The organism is Falsiroseomonas sp., from assembly GCF_051859025.1.
Taxonomy (GTDB): domain Bacteria; phylum Pseudomonadota; class Alphaproteobacteria; order Acetobacterales; family Acetobacteraceae; genus Falsiroseomonas.
This window is the reverse complement of record NZ_JBHYGL010000012.1, coordinates 394,564-408,541: the sequence shown is the minus strand read 5'-3', so window position 1 is coordinate 408,541 and position 13,978 is coordinate 394,564. Positions and strand designations below refer to the sequence as shown.

Below are 13,978 nucleotides of genomic sequence, written 5' to 3'. Positions count from 1 at the left end.
CCCATACCCATCCGTCAGGAGGCAGAGCCTCCTGGACCGTCTTCAATTGCCGACGGTCCAGGGGCGGTTCGCCCCTGGCCGGGGGTGCAGGGGGGCGGCGCCCCCCCCTGCTTGAACCCACTGGTGCAGGGGGGCGGCGCCCCCTGCTTGAACCCACTGGTGCAGGGGGGCGGCTCCCCCCGGGCCACCCTCAATCCGCCGCCAGCTTCCCCGCCGATTGTTCCTGCGCAATCAGCTTCAGCCAGCCATCCCGCGTCTGCGGCAGCTTCCGCCCCAGGATCTGCTCCGCCACCTGGTTCCGCAGCACCTGCGCCGTGCCGCCGGCAATGGCGAACATGCGCGCATCCCGCAGGTAGCGCTCCATCGGGTTGTCCTTCGAATACCCGGCAGCGCCCCAGACCTGCAGCGCCGAGTTGGTGACGCGGATGGCCATCTCGCTCGCAAAAACCTTGGCCTGGGCGGCGGCGAGCCGGTCCGGGAAGCCGGCCGGGCCGGCGCTGCGGGCGGCGCGGTGGATAAGGGCGCGAGCGGCCTCCAGCTCGATCGACATGTCGGCCAGCAACCAGCCGAGTCCCTGGAATTCCGCGATGGGTCGGCCGAATTGCCGGCGGTCCCCGGCCCGGGCCAAAGCGTGGTCATGCGCGCCGGCGGCCAGGCCGAGCGCCACGGTCGCGGCGCCGACGCGCTGGCCGTTATAGGCATCGATCAGCCGGCCGAAGCCGCGCTGCCAGCCGCCAGGCGCGCGCAGCACCATGTCATCCGCCACGGGCAGGTCGTGGAATTCCAGTTCCGCCTCCGGCATCCCGCAGAGGCCCAGCGACGGGATGCGGCGCTTCACCACCAGGCCGGCGGGGTCCCCTTCCCCGTTGCGGACGACGATGAAGCCGCCGATTCCCTTGAACTCCCCATCCTCGACGACCCGCGCGAAGATGAGGTGGAGGCGGGAGACGCCGCCGCCGGTGATCCAGGTCTTGGACCCGTTGATGATCCAGCGGTCGCCGCGCTTCACGGCGGTGGTGGCCATTTCCGTCGCGGCGGAGCCGGCCTCGGGTTCCGTGATGCAGATGGCGGGCTTGTCGCCGGCCAGGACGATGCCGGCCGCGAGCTTCTTCTGCGCCTCCGTCCCATAGGCCATGATGGCGCCGACCGCGCCCATATTGGCCTCCACCGCGATGCGGCCGGAGACGGCGCAGGCCTTGGAGAATTCCTCCACCACCAGCACCGCATCCATCACGGACCCGCCCGGCCCGCCCCATTCGCGCGGGATGGTCAGACCCATGAAGCCGGCCTCGGTCATGCGGCGGACCATGGGCCAGGGGTATTGGCCGGAACGGTCGGTCTCGGCGGCCTGGGCGGCGGCTTCGCGCGCCACTTCACGGGCGCGGTCGCGCAGCGCGGCCTGTTCCTTCGTCAGACCGTCCGTCGATCCGTGGGGGGCGTTCATCCCTGCAACCTTTCCTCGATGGCCGCGGCGGCGGCGCGGTCCAGCTTCATGGCCTTGGCCAGGCGGTCGAGCCAATCGCGCTCCGGCGGCGTGATCTCCCCCATCGCGGCGACGGCGGCGGCGTAGAGGCGGGCGCGCAGCATCGGGTCCGTCGCCTGCTTTGCCAGGGCTTCCGGCGCCAGGGGCTTGTCGAAATCGGCCAGGACGAAGTCGCGTTCATCGGCCTCCAGCCCGGCGGCGTCCAGCTGTTCGGCGATGGCGCGGCGCTCCGTCGCATCCACGGCGCCATCGGCCTTGGCGGCGGCGATCATGGCGCGGATGAGGAGGAGGGATTCGGCATCCTCGGCGCCCAGCGGCTCGGGCTCCGGCGCCGCGGCCTCGGCCGGGCGGTTCCAGGGGGAGGCGCCGGTGGTGGGCATGCGGCGCGGCTCGGCTTGCTGCGACCAGGGGCCGGACTGCACGTCCCGCACCGGGCGGGGCGCGGGGCGGGCGGCCTCCCGGGGGGCGGGTTCGGGGGCGCGCTGGCTGTTGCGCATCATCGATTCGATCGCCGTCGCGGCCGCGGCGCCGAGGATGCGGCCCAGCTGGTTGGAGGTGCCGCGGCCACCCAGGATGGAAGGCGCGGCGCGGCGGCGACGCCGGGGCGGCGCGGCGGCACCGCCGAGCAGGGCACCGAGGACTCGGCCGAGGTCCATCGCGTTCGTCTCCCGTTTCAGCTTGGCTCCGATATCCCCCACCCCCACCCTCCCCCGCAAGCGCGGGGGAGGGAGTTTTCGTCAGCGGCCGAACAACCCGCGCAGCAGGTCGGCGGGCTGGGGGATGCCGGGGCGGCGTTCGGGTGCGGCCTGGGGGGCTGCCTGTGGGGCGGCTTCCGGGGCGGGGCGCGGGGCGGGGACGGCGCCTTCGCGGCCCCCGCGCGCGGCGGTCAGGGCCGGGCCGCAATCCGGCAGGGGCGCCGGGCGGGCGGCGTTGTTGCCGCGCGGGGCGAGCGCGCCGAGCACGGCGCCGAGGTCGCCGCCCACCTGCCCGGCGAGGTTGCCCAGCACCGCCGCCACATTCTCCGCCCGCACGCCGCGATAGGCGGGGTTGGCCAGCGTGCCGCCGAGCTCGGCGGAAACCCGCACCTCCGCCCCGGCGGCGCGGACATCGTGCAGCATGCGCAGCGCGAGGGCTTCGTCGGCCAGGTTTATGGTGCCGGTGCCCGCGACCTTGGCGGCGGGGCTGTCCAGCAGCAGGGTGGAAAGCCGCGCGACACCGCCTTCGGCATCGGCGCGGATGGCGATGCATTCAATGGGCAGGCGGTTGGGCAGCGGCGGCAGAACCGGCACCCTTTCGCGCAGCGCGGCCTGGATGGGCTGGACCAGCGCGGGCTCCGCATGGCCACCCAGCATGGCCATGCCGAGATGGCCGGTGAGCGTGGCGGCGACCTGGCGCAGCCCGTTGCCCTGGCCACGCAGGTCGACGTCCAGCTCCGCCCGGCCGGACAGGCGGTTGGGCTGGCCGGCCATGGCCTGGAGCGCCACGAGGTCGAGGCCCGGCGAACGGGCGGCAAGGCGGAGCGTCGGCGTGGCGGCGCGCGCATCGGCGGAGAGGTCGAGGCGAATCGGGCCGGCGGGTGTTTCCGCGCTGGCCCCGGCGATGCCGCCGCGCCCGGCATCGATCTTCAGCGGCAGCACCACCTGGCGCCAGGCCTGGCCGTTCAGCGTCAGCGCCGCGACCTCGACCCGCAGATCGGCATCCATCACGCGCAGCGCCGCCATGGGCAGCGCGATATCGGGGATGACGCGGCCCGGCGCCGCGGCGGGCGCGGGTGCGGCGCCGGGGGCGGCGCTCGCACCGCTGGCGGGCGCCGCGACGGCGCGGAGCGCGTCGAGGTCGAGGCGCGGGGAGGACAGGCGGCCGGTGATCCCCGGGCGCTCCCCCACCACCAGCGCCAGTTCGCCCGAAGCCTCGCCAGCGGAGGAGGAGAGGCGCAGCGCGCGCAGATGCGCCCCGCCCGCGAATCCCGCGGTGCGTTCGGCCAGTTGTGTCGCGACCTTCAGCTCCCGGATCGGCGGCAGCGCCGTGCCGGCCAAGGGCGACAGGCTGGCGAGGTCCGCGACCTCCGCCCCCAAGGCGAGGTCCACGCCCGCCAGCGCGCGCGGATCGGCGATGCGGCCCGCGACGGTGGCGAAGGCGCCGGTGGTTTCGACGCGCAGATCGACGGGCAGCGGGCCCGGCGCCTGGCCGGTGATCTGGGCGGGGGTGCCGAGGCGGCCCGACAGGCGCAGCGGCCGCTCGGCCAGGCGCGCTTCCGCCTGGATCGCTATCGGGGCGTCGGGACGGTCCGCCGCCAGAGTCGCGCTGGCCAGGCGAAGGCCGGGTCGCAGGGTGGAAAGGTCGGAATCGCCGATGCGCAGGCTGAGGCCGGTGAGGCTGGCGAGCGTGCCGCCCGTGCCGGTCGCGGCGCCGGCGGCCGCCACGTCGCGCAGCGGCGGCAGGGGCACATCCGGCATCAGGGGGGCGAGGCGCGTGAGGTCCGCGCTGCGGGCTTCCACCTGGGCCGTCCAGGCCTGGCCGGCGGCGATGGTGCCGCGCAGGCGGGCCTCCGCGCCCGCCGCGCCGACGGTCGCATCGATCGGCCAGGGCTCCGCCGCGCCGAAGGCGGCAAGGGCGCCGCCCTGGAAGACGAGGGTCACGGCCTGGCCGCGAACCGCCAGCTGGCCATTGGCGCGGAGCGGCCCGGCCAGGGGGGCGGCGGCCTCGATGGCCGGGATGCCGATGGTCTCCGTCCGGCCGGAAGGGCGGGCATCCCGCCAGGTGATGGTGCCGCGTTCCACCCGGAGCGAATCGACGGCGAGTTGCAGGGGCTGGCGGGGCGTGGCGGGGCTGGCGGGTGCGCCGGGGGTGGGGGTCGCGGCGCGTTCGAACTCCCAGTTGGCGCGGCCATCGGCCCGGGTTTCGAGGAGGAGGTCCGGCTCCTCCACCACCAGGCGGGCGATCTCGACCCGGCGGGACAGCAGGGGGAGGAGCGCGGCCTGCACCTCCATCCGCTTCGCCGTCAGCATGGCGGGGCGGCTGAAGCCCTCGCCATTCGCCAGCGTGATGTCGCGCAGTTCGACGGTCGGGCGGAGCGAGAGGGCGAGGCGCATCGCGCCGACCTCGAACTGCCGTCCGGTCGCCTGTTCGACGGCGGCGACCAGGCGGGGGCGAAGCGTCTCCGCGTCCAACAGCACATAGGCGGCGCCGGCGGCGGCGACGGGCAGCGCGACGACGACGGCGAGCGCCACCCAGGGCCAACGGCGCTTTTGGGGGATCGTTGGAGATGGCGTGTCGGACACTGAAGAAAGCTCCCGGTTTGCCGGCTTCAACGCCCCAGTGGGAAATCGTTCAGGCGGTGCGCCGTGCCTTCGGCGTGCGCGGCACCTCGAACCCCAGGAAGCCGAAGCTTTCCTTCATATGGGGCGGAAGCGGCGCCGCCACCTCCAGCATCCCGCCCGCGGGATGGGGCAGGCGCAGCGCGCGGGCGTGGAGGTGGAGTTGGTTGGGCAGCCCGTCCAGATGCGCGGCGGTGCCTCCATACTTGCCATCGCCCAGGATGGGGCAGCCCAGGGCCTCCGCGGCGTGGACGCGAAGCTGGTGAGTGCGGCCGGTATGGGGCTTCATCTCCAGCCAGGCGGCGCGGCGGCGCACCGCGTCCAGGATGCGGAAATCGGTGCTGGCGCGGGCGGCGTTGCGGTCCCCGGGTTCCGCCGGGACGGTGCGTTCGCCGCGCGGGCCGCCGGTGCGGGTCAGCGCCATCTCGATCAGCCCGGCGGGGGGCGTGGGTTCGCCGATGACGATGGCCCAGTAGGTCTTCTCCACGTCGCGGCCGCGGAAGGCGGCGGCCAGCTTCGCGGCGCTGCCCACGGTGCGGGCCAGGACCATCACGCCCGATGTGTCGCGGTCCAGCCGATGGACCAGGCGGGGGCGGTCCTCGGCCTCGAACTTCAGGGCATCGAGCATGCCGTCGAGGTGCTTGGTAATGTTGGGGCCGCCCTGGACGGGCAGGCCATGCGGCTTGTCGATCACCAGGACCTCATGGTCCTTGTAGATGACCATGCGCTCCAGCGCCTTGGCGTCCCGTTCATCCACCGGCTTCGGCGCGCGGGGCAGCTTGGCCAGCGGGTTTTCCGCGATGGGCGGGATGCGGACTTCCTGGCCGGCGAGGAGGCGGGTGTTGGCTTCCGCGCGCTTGCCCTCCACCCGGATCTGGCCGGTGCGCAGCATCTTCTGCAGCGCGCCCTGGGTCAGCGTCGGGACGTGGCGCTTCAGCCAGCGGTCGAGGCGGGTGTCGTTCTCGTCGGTCGAGACGGTCTTGAGCTGAACGGTCATGATGGCGGGGTGTAGCACGAAGCCAGCGCGCCGCACGCGTGGCGGCTATTCCGCCGCGCCGCCTGGTCCTGCAAAGGCCCGCGCGGCGGCCAGCAGCGCGGCGAGGCCCGCTTCCGGCAGCGCGTCGGAGGCACGGACCAGGTCCAGCAGCATCCGCGGGCGGGTCGGCAGCATCGGGCGATAGGGGCCCGCGCGCTGTTCCGTGTGCAGGCCTTCGAAGAAGAAGCCGAGATCGACGCCCAGCGTGGCGGCCAGCGCGGGCAGGCGCGTGGCGGGGATAGCGTTGCGCCCGGCCTCGTATTTCCGCGCCTGGGGGGTGGAGACACCGAGCCCGGCTGCGAGTTCGGCGAGCGACAGGCCGCGCTGGACCCGCGCCTCCCGCAGCCGGCGGCCGACATGGAGGTCCGCGCCAGCGGCCTGGGCAGGGCTGGTGGGGGGCGAGCCGCCCCTCACCCAACCCTCTCCCCCCGTCGGGGGGAGAGGGCATTGCGTACCGCGGGTCAGATCCACCATTGGCCGGTGGCTGCGTGGTTGGCGGTCACATGCGCGGCGGCGGCGGCCCAATCGACCGCGCCGTCGACCCAGAAGGCGGACCAGGGGTCGTCGAGGTCAGCCGCGGGGGCGGCGACGGCCTCCACGGGAGCGGCGACGAAGTCCACCACGGGGGCGGCGACAGGCGCCACGACCGGTGCTGCCACGACCGGTGCTGCCACTGGTGCCGGTGCGGGCGCCGCCGCCGGCGCGCTGGCGCCATCGCCTCGGCCGGGGGTGTATTCCGAGACGCGGACCCAATCGACCTCGATATTCACCTCGCTGGGTGTCGAGCCATCCGGGCCACCGCCGTACCACCATTCGCTGTCGGCCAGGACATGGCCCTGGATGCCGAAGGACATGGGCTGGTCCGGGACGTCATTCGTCATGCGGCCGGCCTGCTGGCCATCGACGAAGAGCGTGAGCTCACCCGGTGTCCAGTCCAGGCGATAGGTGTGCCATTCCGCGACATCGGTGCCGATGTACTGCGTCTCCCACGGGGTGCCGTGGTTGGTGAAGGCGAAGCCTTCGCGATCGCCGCGATGGCTTTCGACGATATCGACCTCATCCGTCCAGGTGTTGTTGCTGGGCCAGAGGAGGATGACGCCGGCCGTGCCCTGGCCTTCCTCGATCCGCGCTCGGAATTCGTAGGAGCCATAGGTCTGGCCGTCGGGGATGGTGGACAGGCCGCCGGCAACCCAGCCGCCGCCCTGGCGTTCGATGGAGACGTCAAGGACGCCGTTGTGCACGCTCACCTGGTCCGGAGTCCAGGAAAAGGCGCCGTTGCCATAGTCACCGGAATAAAGGGTGCGCCAATTGCCGCGGTCCACGGAACCGCCATTGAAGTCGTCGAAAAACACGGTGGAGAAGTCGGCCATAATGCTGGTCCCTTCCAACAAATTGGGACCCCCAGGGGTGGGATGGTTCTACTCACCGACCCGTGTGCAGGACAATGCCGCTTGTGCCCGGACGGCGGTTCAAAGAACCGGGGTGCCGGCTTCTACTTGCAGTTGATCCATTACTTCTTCAGCGCTGCGTAACAGACCGCAAACGCAGCGAGCCCGAGGCCGACCGATGCCAGTACGTAGAGCGCGCCCAGCCACCAGGCGCGTTCGAACAGCGCACCGGTTTCCAGGCTGAAGGCGGAAAAGGTGGTGAAGCCGCCGAGCAGCCCGGTGACGAGCAGCAGCCTCGCCTCCCCCTGCAGACCCAGCCCCGCCGCGATGCCGATGGCGGCGCTGCCGGCAATGTTCACGCCCAGCGTGCCCCAGGGAAACGCCGTGCCGAGATGGGTCATGGCCAAGGTCGAGAGCCAGTAGCGCAGCACGGAGCCCGTGGCGCCGCCGATGGCGACGAGCAGCACGTCCAGCAGCCTCATCCGCGGCGCTTCCGCGCGCGCAGGCGCTGCCATTCGGCCATCCGCGCGGCGACGGCCGCTTCCGCGCCGCGTTCCGTCGGCTGGTAGAAGCGCGCGGGCTTCATCCCGGGTGGCCAGTAATCGGCACCGGAGAAGCCATCCTCCGCGTCATGGTCGTATTCGTAGCCGTCGCCGTAGCCGAGTTCCTTCATCAGCTTCGTCGGCGCGTTGAGGATGTTGGGCGGCGGCATCAGGCTTCCCGTCTCCTTCGCCGCGCGCATCGCATCCTTGAAGCCGGTGTAGAGCGCGTTGGATTTCGGCGCCGTCGCCAGGTGGACCACGACCTGCGCGAGGTTGAGTTCGCCCTCCGGGCTGCCGAGCCGTTCATAGGCTTCCCACCCCGCCAACGCGATCTGGATCGCGCGCGGATCGGCCATGCCGACATCCTCGCTGGCGAAGCGCAGCAGGCGGCGGGCGATGTAGCGGGGGTCCTCGCCGCCGGTCAGCATGCGGGCGAACCAGTAGAGGGCGGCGTCGGGGTCGGAACCGCGCAGGGATTTGTGGAGCGCGGAGATGAGGTTGTAGTGCTCCTCTCGATCCTTGTCATAGAGCGCGGCACGCTTGGCCAGCAGGGCGGCGAGCGCGGCGGGGTCGAGCGGCTCTCCTCCGGGTGGCAGCGCCAGCAACTGTTCCACCATGTTGAGGAGGTAGCGGCCATCGCCATCGGCCATGCCGGCAAGGGATGCGCGGGCCTCGGGCGTGAGCGGGAGCGGCCGATCCTCCTCCGCCTCCGCGCGGTCCATCAGGAGCAGGAGCGCGGCGTCGTCCAGGCGCTTGAGGACGAGGACCTGGCAGCGCGAGAGCAGCGCGCCGTTGAGGGCGAAGGAGGGGTTTTCCGTGGTGGCGCCGACCAGGGTGACGGTGCCGTCCTCCACGACGGGCAGGAAGCCGTCCTGCTGGGCGCGGTTGAAGCGGTGGATCTCATCCACGAACAGCAAGGTGCCGCGGCCGTTGGAGCGGCGGGCGCGGGCTTCGTCGAAGGCGCGCTTGAGGTCGGCGACGCCCGAAAACACCGCGGAGAGGGCGACGAAGGACAGGCCGGCGCGCTGGGCGATCAGCCGCGCAATGGTGGTCTTCCCCACCCCGGGCGGCCCCCAGAGGATGACGGAGGAGAAGCTGCCGCGGGCGAGCATGCCGGAGAGCGTGCCCTCCGCCCCGACGAGGTGATCCTGGCCCGCCACCTCGCCGAGTTCCTTCGGGCGCAGCCGGTCGGCGAGCGGGCGCGGGCCGGGGGGCGCGCCGGGGCGCGCCGTGTCGGCGTCAGGGTCGGGAGAGCCGAAGAGGTCGGGGGGGCGGGCGGCCATGCGCGGAGCCTAGCGCCGGCGGGGCCGAGCGGCCACCGGCCGGGCGACACGGCTGCGTGGCTGGACGCGCGCGGCGGCGCGGTCGATCATCCCATCACGGGGCGGCTTCACGACCCCTGGCGGAGGAGACGGTGGCATGGGCGCGACCCTGTCGGCACTGCGCGTGACGCGGCTGCATCCCCTGTTCGCGGCGGAGGTCGAGGGGATCGATCTGCGCCAGCCCCTCTCGCCCGACGACGCGCGGGCGATCGAGGCGGCGATGGACGAGCACGCCGTGCTGGTCTTCCGCGGCCAGGACATCGATGACGACCAGCAGATCCGCTTCATCGAGGCCTTCGGCGAGATGGAGCAGAACACCGGCACCATCGACCTGCACAAGCAGCGCCTGAAGCACGCCCGGATGAACGATATCTCCAATTTGGATGAACAGGGGCGGCTGCTGGCAGCGGATGACCGGCGGCGGATGTTCAACCTCGGCAACCGGCTGTGGCACAGCGACAGCAGCTTCAAGCCGACACCGGCCAAGTATTCGGCGCTGCATGCCCGCGTGATCCCGCCGGAGGGTGGCGACACGGAATTCGCCGATATGCGCGCGGCCTGGGATGCGCTGCCCGCCGCGCAGCAGGCGGAACTGCGGGACCTGGTCGCCGATCACAGCCTGATCTTCTCCCGCGGCACGCTGGGCTTCGATGCCTTCACGGAGGCCGAGCGCCACAACTTCGCGCCGGTGCCGCAGCGGCTGGTGCGGCGGCATCCGGGATCGGGGCGGCTGTCCCTGTATTTGTCGGCCCATATCGGGCGGCTGCAGGGATGGCCGGTGCCGGAGGCGATGTGCCTGGTGCGGGACCTCGCGGAGCACGCGACGCAGCGGGAATTCGTCTATCGCCACCAGTGGCGGCGCCTTGACCTGTTGATGTGGGACAACCGCTGCACCATGCACCGCGCCCGCCCCTTCGCGGATACGCGCCATCCAAGGGACATGCGGCGGGTGACGGTGAAGGACGTTGCGCCGACGCTCGACCAGCCCCTGTGAAGGGCGATTGAGGGACGGTATCCTCCGCGCCACGTCGATGGAGGATGCCATGTCGGTTCAGCTGGGGCGCCGGGCGGCGCTGGGGATGATGGCCGCGCCGCTGCTGGCCGGAACGGCGCGCGCGCAATGGGCGCCGAGCCGCGGCATCCGGATGATCGCGCCCTATCCGCCGGGCGGCGGCGTCGATACCACGTCCCGCCTGCTGGCCCAGCCGATGGGGCAGTTCCTCGGCCAGAGCATCGTGGTGGAGAACCGGGCCGGCGCGGGCGGTTCGATCGGCGCGGCGGAAGTGGCGCGGAGCGCGCCCGATGGCCACACCATCATGATCGACGCCATGGCGCATACGGTGAACCCCGCGCTGCTGCGCGGCCTGACCTTCGACTACGCCACGGCCTTCACGCCGATCAGCCAGGTGGTGGTGCTGCCGCAGCTGCTGGTGGTGAATGCGTCGCTGCCGGTGCGGAATCTCCAGGAATTCGTGGCCTATGTGAAGGCGCGGCCGGGGCAGCTCTCCTACGGCTCCTCCGGCAACGCCACGGCGGCGCATCTGGCGGCCGCGCTGTTCGCGGCGCGGGCGGAGCTGGATATCCAGCACGTGCCCTATCGCGGCGGCACGCCGGCGCTGGCGGATTTGATGGGCGGCGCGATCGCCTTCGTCTTCGGCACCGTCTCCTCCTCCGTGCAGTTGGCAAGGGATGGGCGGATCCGGGCGATCGCGGTCAGCACGGCGGCCCGCATCTCCTCCCTGCCCGATGTCCCGACCGTCGCGGAACAGGGTTTTCCTGGGTATGAGCTGAACGAGTGGAACGGGCTTTATGCGCCGGCCGGGCTGCCGGGCGCCGTGACCGAGCGTTTGCACGCGGCCGCCCTGCATGCGCTGGCCGATGCGGGCGTGAAGCAGCGGCTGGAGGCGCTGGGCGCCTTTCCCGTGGGGTCCTCGCCCGCCGATTTCGCCCGGTATGTGGCCGCGCAGCGGGAGGCGATGGCGCGGCTGGTGCGGGAGACGCGGATCGAGATCGGCTGACGCTTGACCCGGGCCGCATGCGGGCCGATTTCCCGCGCAACGAAAGCCCGGAGAACGCCGCCATGACCCTTCCCCGCCGCGCCCTGTTGGGCACCGCCGGCCTTGCGCTGGCCTCCCCGCCCCTGCTCAACCCCGCCTGGGCGCAGGCCGCCTGGCCCAGCCGCTCCATCCGGCTGATCGTGCCCTTCGCCGCCGGTGGCGCGGCGGACAGCGCAGCGCGGGTGATCACGCCGCGGATGGGCGAACGGCTCGGCCAGGGCTTCGTGGTGGAGAACCGGACCGGGGCGAGCGGCAGCCTGGGCGGGGGGGAGGTCGCGCGGTCCTCGGACGGGCACACCTTCCTCTGGGATGCGTCGAGCCACATCGTGAACCCGTCCCTGCTGCGGGGGCTGCCCTTCGACTACGCGACGGCCTTCGCGCCCATCTCCCTGGTGGTGTCCTTCCCCTCCGCCGTCGCGGTGAAGAACGACTTCCCGGCGCGGAACCTGGCGGAGTTCGTGGCGGCGGCAAAGGCACGGCCAGGGGCGGTCACGGTCGGCACGCAGGGGAACGCGACGGCGGGGCATCTCGGCCTGGTGGCGTTTGCCCGCCGCGCGGGGATCGAGGTGGTGCATGTGCCCTATCGCGGCGGTGCGGCGGCGGCGCAGGACCTCGCCAGCGGGGCGATCGATGCGGTGTTCACGACGCTCGTCTCCGCCGGGCCGGTGGTGGATGCGGGGCGGGCGCGGTTCATGGCGGTGGGGACGCTGACGCGCGTCGAAAGCCGGCCGGATGTGCCGACGATCCATGAAAGCGGCTATGCCGGCTTCGACAGCAATGAGTGGGCGGGCTTCTTCGGCCCCGCCGCGACGCCGCCCGCCGTGGTGCGGCAGATGTCGGCGGCGCTGACGGAGGCGGTGGCGGACCCCACCATCCGGCAGCGCCTGGTGCAGATCGGCTGCGTGCCGATGGCGACCAGCCCCGAGGATTTCACACGCTTCGTCCGCGAGGGGCGCGAGGCGATGGCGACCCTGGTGCGCGAGGCGAATATCCGCGCCGAGTAATGGCCGCACGGGACAATCTGGCCGGCATCGCGCTGATGTCGGCCGCCGTGCTCGGCTTCTCGCTGAACGACGTGCTCGGCAAATGGCTGATGGCGACCTACTCGGTCAGCCAGGTGCTGGTGCTGCGCTCCATCGCGGCGCTGCTGATCCTGGCGCCGCTGCTGGTGCGGGAAGGCGCGGCGCCGCTGCTGCGGCCGAAGCGGCCAGGGCTGCAGGTGATGCGCGTGGTCTTCGGCACGGTGGAGGTCGCCTGCTTCTACTGGGCGGTCTCCATGATGCCGCTGGCGGACACGATGGCCTTCTGGATGGCGACGCCGATCTTCGTGGCCGTCGCCTCCGCCCTGTTCCTCGGCGAGCATCTGGACCGCTGGCGCTTCGGCGCGGTGGTGCTGGGCTTCGTCGGCGTGATGCTGACGCTGGGCGCGGGGCTGGATGCGGGCTGGAAGCCGATGGCGATCGCGGTGTTCGGGGTAGTGGTCTATTCCGGCTACCTGATGTCCACGCGGGCACTGCGGGGCACATCCGCCCGGGTGCTGGCGACCTACCAGATGCTGGGCGCGCTGGTCTTCGGCCTGGTCATGGCGCCCTTCACCTGGGTGCCGGTGGTCTGGGTGGATGTCGCGCTGCTGATGGTGCTCGGCGTGGTGGGGGTGGCAGCGCATCTGGCAGTGACGCGCTCGCTCGCCCTGGCACCCGCGCCGGTCGTGGTGCCGTGGCAGTATGCGATGATCCTCTGGGGCATCCTGTTCGGCTGGATCTTCTTCAATGAGGTACCGGAGCCACTGATGCTGGCCGGCGCGACCGTCATCATCGCCGCGGGATTCTGGCTGACGCGGATGGAGTTGCGCGACGCGCGGAAGGAGGCGTGATGGGCGATCGCTGGGCGCCGAAGCGCGTGCAAGGCATCCCGGACGGGACGGTGCTGTATGACGGGGTCTGCGTGATCTGCTCCGCCGCCTTCCGCTTCGTCGCGGCGCGCGATCCGGAGGCCCGCTTCAAGTTCACGGCGGTGCAGGACAGGCTGGGCCAGCGCATGGCGGGGCTGCTCGGCATCGATGCGGTGATGCCGGAGAGCAATGCGGTGGTGGTCGACGGCATCGCCTACATGAAGTCAGACGCCGCCATCCAGGTGCTGACCCGCCTGCCCCGCTACGGCTGGGCGCGCCACCTGCGGCATGTGCCGCGCGGGCTGCGGAACTGGGTCTATGACCGCGTGGCGCGCAACCGCTACCGGCTGTTCGGCAAGACGGAGACCTGCATGGTGCCGGGGCCGGAACTCCGCCGCCACGTCGCGCGGGACGAGTGAGGCCGCTCCTCGCCCGGGTGCTGGGGGAGGATGCCTTCGCGCTTCTGCCCGCCGCCGTGCGGCGGCTGCATGAGGGCGGCAGCTTCGAAGGCGAGGCGCCGGTGCAGGGGCCGGAGGGCGTCCTGGCCCGCTTCGCAGCCTGGGTGGTTGGCTTCCCAGCCGGGAGCGCGCGAGTGCCGGTGCGCGTCGTGATCACGCCCGATGGCGAAGGCGAGACCTGGGAGCGCGATTTCGGCGGCCGGCGATTCCGCAGCCGCATGGTCCCCGTGGCCGCGGGGCTGGAGGAGCGCTTCGGCCCCATCGGCTTCGTCGTCGCCGTGCCCGCCGAAGGCACCGGGCTGCGCGTTATGGTGCGGGGCTGGAAATGCCTCGGCATACCGGTCCCGCTGTTCCTGGCCCCGCTCGGCGACGCCGTCGAAAGCGAAGACGAGGCCGGGCGCTTCCGCTTCGACGTAGCGGTGCGGCTGCCCCTCGGCCTGGGGCGCGTCGTGCACTATCGGGGATGGCTGGTGCCCAACTGAGC

General features: G+C 72.3%; 14 protein-coding genes. 6 read left to right on the top strand and 8 right to left on the bottom strand.

All coding sequences use genetic code 11. From position 1 onward, the window contains the following. Positions 1 to 190 precede the first annotated feature (190 nt). The 8 genes from acdA to ACTIE5_RS14180 form a co-directional block, all read right to left on the bottom strand. Positions 191 to 1,444: a 3-sulfinopropanoyl-CoA desulfinase gene (acdA, locus tag ACTIE5_RS14215; RefSeq protein WP_439550345.1), complete on the bottom strand. Its 1,254-nt coding sequence runs from the start codon at positions 1,442 to 1,444 to the stop codon at positions 191 to 193. Further along, positions 1,441 to 2,139: a DUF533 domain-containing protein gene (locus ACTIE5_RS14210; RefSeq protein ID WP_439550344.1), complete on the bottom strand. Its 699-nt coding sequence runs from the start codon at positions 2,137 to 2,139 to the stop codon at positions 1,441 to 1,443. Before ACTIE5_RS14210 ends, acdA begins: the two co-directional genes overlap by 4 nt. A gap of 81 nt (positions 2,140 to 2,220) precedes the next feature. Continuing rightward, complete coding sequence (locus ACTIE5_RS14205; RefSeq protein ID WP_439550343.1) at positions 2,221 to 4,713, bottom strand: AsmA family protein; 2,493 nt, start codon at positions 4,711 to 4,713, stop codon at positions 2,221 to 2,223. A gap of 100 nt (positions 4,714 to 4,813) precedes the next feature. Next, a complete protein-coding gene (locus ACTIE5_RS14200) occupies positions 4,814 to 5,797 on the bottom strand; it encodes an RluA family pseudouridine synthase (RefSeq protein ID WP_439550395.1) in 984 nt (327 codons plus the stop codon). 45 nt (positions 5,798 to 5,842) lie between these two features. Then, positions 5,843 to 6,250, bottom strand: coding sequence for a helix-turn-helix domain-containing protein (locus ACTIE5_RS14195; RefSeq protein ID WP_439550342.1), 408 nt, complete (start codon positions 6,248 to 6,250; stop codon positions 5,843 to 5,845). A 47-nt stretch (positions 6,251 to 6,297) separates the two neighbouring features. Further along, entirely contained in the window at positions 6,298 to 7,206 is a 909-nt protein-coding gene (locus ACTIE5_RS14190) for a glycoside hydrolase family 16 protein (RefSeq protein ID WP_439550341.1), read from the bottom strand. A gap of 140 nt (positions 7,207 to 7,346) precedes the next feature. Further along, entirely contained in the window at positions 7,347 to 7,706 is a 360-nt protein-coding gene (locus ACTIE5_RS14185) for a fluoride efflux transporter FluC (RefSeq protein WP_439550340.1), read from the bottom strand. Beyond that, complete coding sequence (locus ACTIE5_RS14180) at positions 7,703 to 9,049, bottom strand: replication-associated recombination protein A (RefSeq protein ID WP_439550339.1); 1,347 nt, start codon at positions 9,047 to 9,049, stop codon at positions 7,703 to 7,705. The genes ACTIE5_RS14185 and ACTIE5_RS14180 overlap by 4 nt, the downstream gene beginning before the upstream one ends. A gap of 136 nt (positions 9,050 to 9,185) precedes the next feature. On the opposite strand from ACTIE5_RS14180, the gene ACTIE5_RS14175 reads away from it, so the two are divergent. The 6 genes from ACTIE5_RS14175 to ACTIE5_RS14150 all read left to right on the top strand — a co-directional run bounded on the left by ACTIE5_RS14175 (position 9,186) and on the right by ACTIE5_RS14150 (position 13,976). Then, entirely contained in the window at positions 9,186 to 10,082 is an 897-nt protein-coding gene (locus ACTIE5_RS14175; protein ID WP_439550338.1) for a TauD/TfdA dioxygenase family protein, read from the top strand. Between the two features lie 7 nt (positions 10,083 to 10,089). Further along, on the top strand, positions 10,090 to 11,106 hold the full coding sequence (locus ACTIE5_RS14170; RefSeq protein ID WP_439550337.1) for a Bug family tripartite tricarboxylate transporter substrate binding protein: 1,017 nt from the start codon (positions 10,090 to 10,092) through the stop codon (positions 11,104 to 11,106). Positions 11,107 to 11,168: 62 nt separating this feature from the next. Beyond that, positions 11,169 to 12,149, top strand: coding sequence for a Bug family tripartite tricarboxylate transporter substrate binding protein (locus tag ACTIE5_RS14165; protein WP_439550336.1), 981 nt, complete (start codon positions 11,169 to 11,171; stop codon positions 12,147 to 12,149). After that, positions 12,149 to 13,018, top strand: coding sequence for a DMT family transporter (locus tag ACTIE5_RS14160; RefSeq protein ID WP_439550335.1), 870 nt, complete (start codon positions 12,149 to 12,151; stop codon positions 13,016 to 13,018). The genes ACTIE5_RS14165 and ACTIE5_RS14160 overlap by 1 nt, the downstream gene beginning before the upstream one ends. Further along, complete coding sequence (locus tag ACTIE5_RS14155) at positions 13,018 to 13,455, top strand: thiol-disulfide oxidoreductase DCC family protein (protein ID WP_439550334.1); 438 nt, start codon at positions 13,018 to 13,020, stop codon at positions 13,453 to 13,455. Before ACTIE5_RS14160 ends, ACTIE5_RS14155 begins: the two co-directional genes overlap by 1 nt. Beyond that, entirely contained in the window at positions 13,452 to 13,976 is a 525-nt protein-coding gene (locus ACTIE5_RS14150; RefSeq protein WP_439550333.1) for a DUF4166 domain-containing protein, read from the top strand. Before ACTIE5_RS14155 ends, ACTIE5_RS14150 begins: the two co-directional genes overlap by 4 nt. Positions 13,977 to 13,978: the final 2 nt, after the last annotated feature.

Bases quoted from the DNA above. Each gene is read 5' to 3' on its own strand.
- acdA (WP_439550345.1), bottom strand. From the start codon at position 1,444: ATGAACGCCCCCCACGGATCGACGGACGGTCTGACGAAGGAACAGGCC.
- ACTIE5_RS14210 (WP_439550344.1), bottom strand. From the start codon at position 2,139: ATGGACCTCGGCCGAGTCCTCGGTGCCCTGCTCGGCGGTGCCGCCGCG.
- ACTIE5_RS14200 (WP_439550395.1), bottom strand. From the start codon at position 5,797: ATGACCGTTCAGCTCAAGACCGTCTCGACCGACGAGAACGACACCCGC.
- ACTIE5_RS14190 (WP_439550341.1), bottom strand. From the start codon at position 7,206: ATGGCCGACTTCTCCACCGTGTTTTTCGACGACTTCAATGGCGGTTCC.
- ACTIE5_RS14185 (WP_439550340.1), bottom strand. From the start codon at position 7,706: ATGAGGCTGCTGGACGTGCTGCTCGTCGCCATCGGCGGCGCCACGGGC.
- ACTIE5_RS14180 (WP_439550339.1), bottom strand. From the start codon at position 9,049: ATGGCCGCCCGCCCCCCCGACCTCTTCGGCTCTCCCGACCCTGACGCC.
- ACTIE5_RS14175 (WP_439550338.1), top strand. From the start codon at position 9,186: ATGGGCGCGACCCTGTCGGCACTGCGCGTGACGCGGCTGCATCCCCTG.
- ACTIE5_RS14165 (WP_439550336.1), top strand. From the start codon at position 11,169: ATGACCCTTCCCCGCCGCGCCCTGTTGGGCACCGCCGGCCTTGCGCTG.
- ACTIE5_RS14160 (WP_439550335.1), top strand. From the start codon at position 12,149: ATGGCCGCACGGGACAATCTGGCCGGCATCGCGCTGATGTCGGCCGCC.
- ACTIE5_RS14155 (WP_439550334.1), top strand. From the start codon at position 13,018: ATGGGCGATCGCTGGGCGCCGAAGCGCGTGCAAGGCATCCCGGACGGG.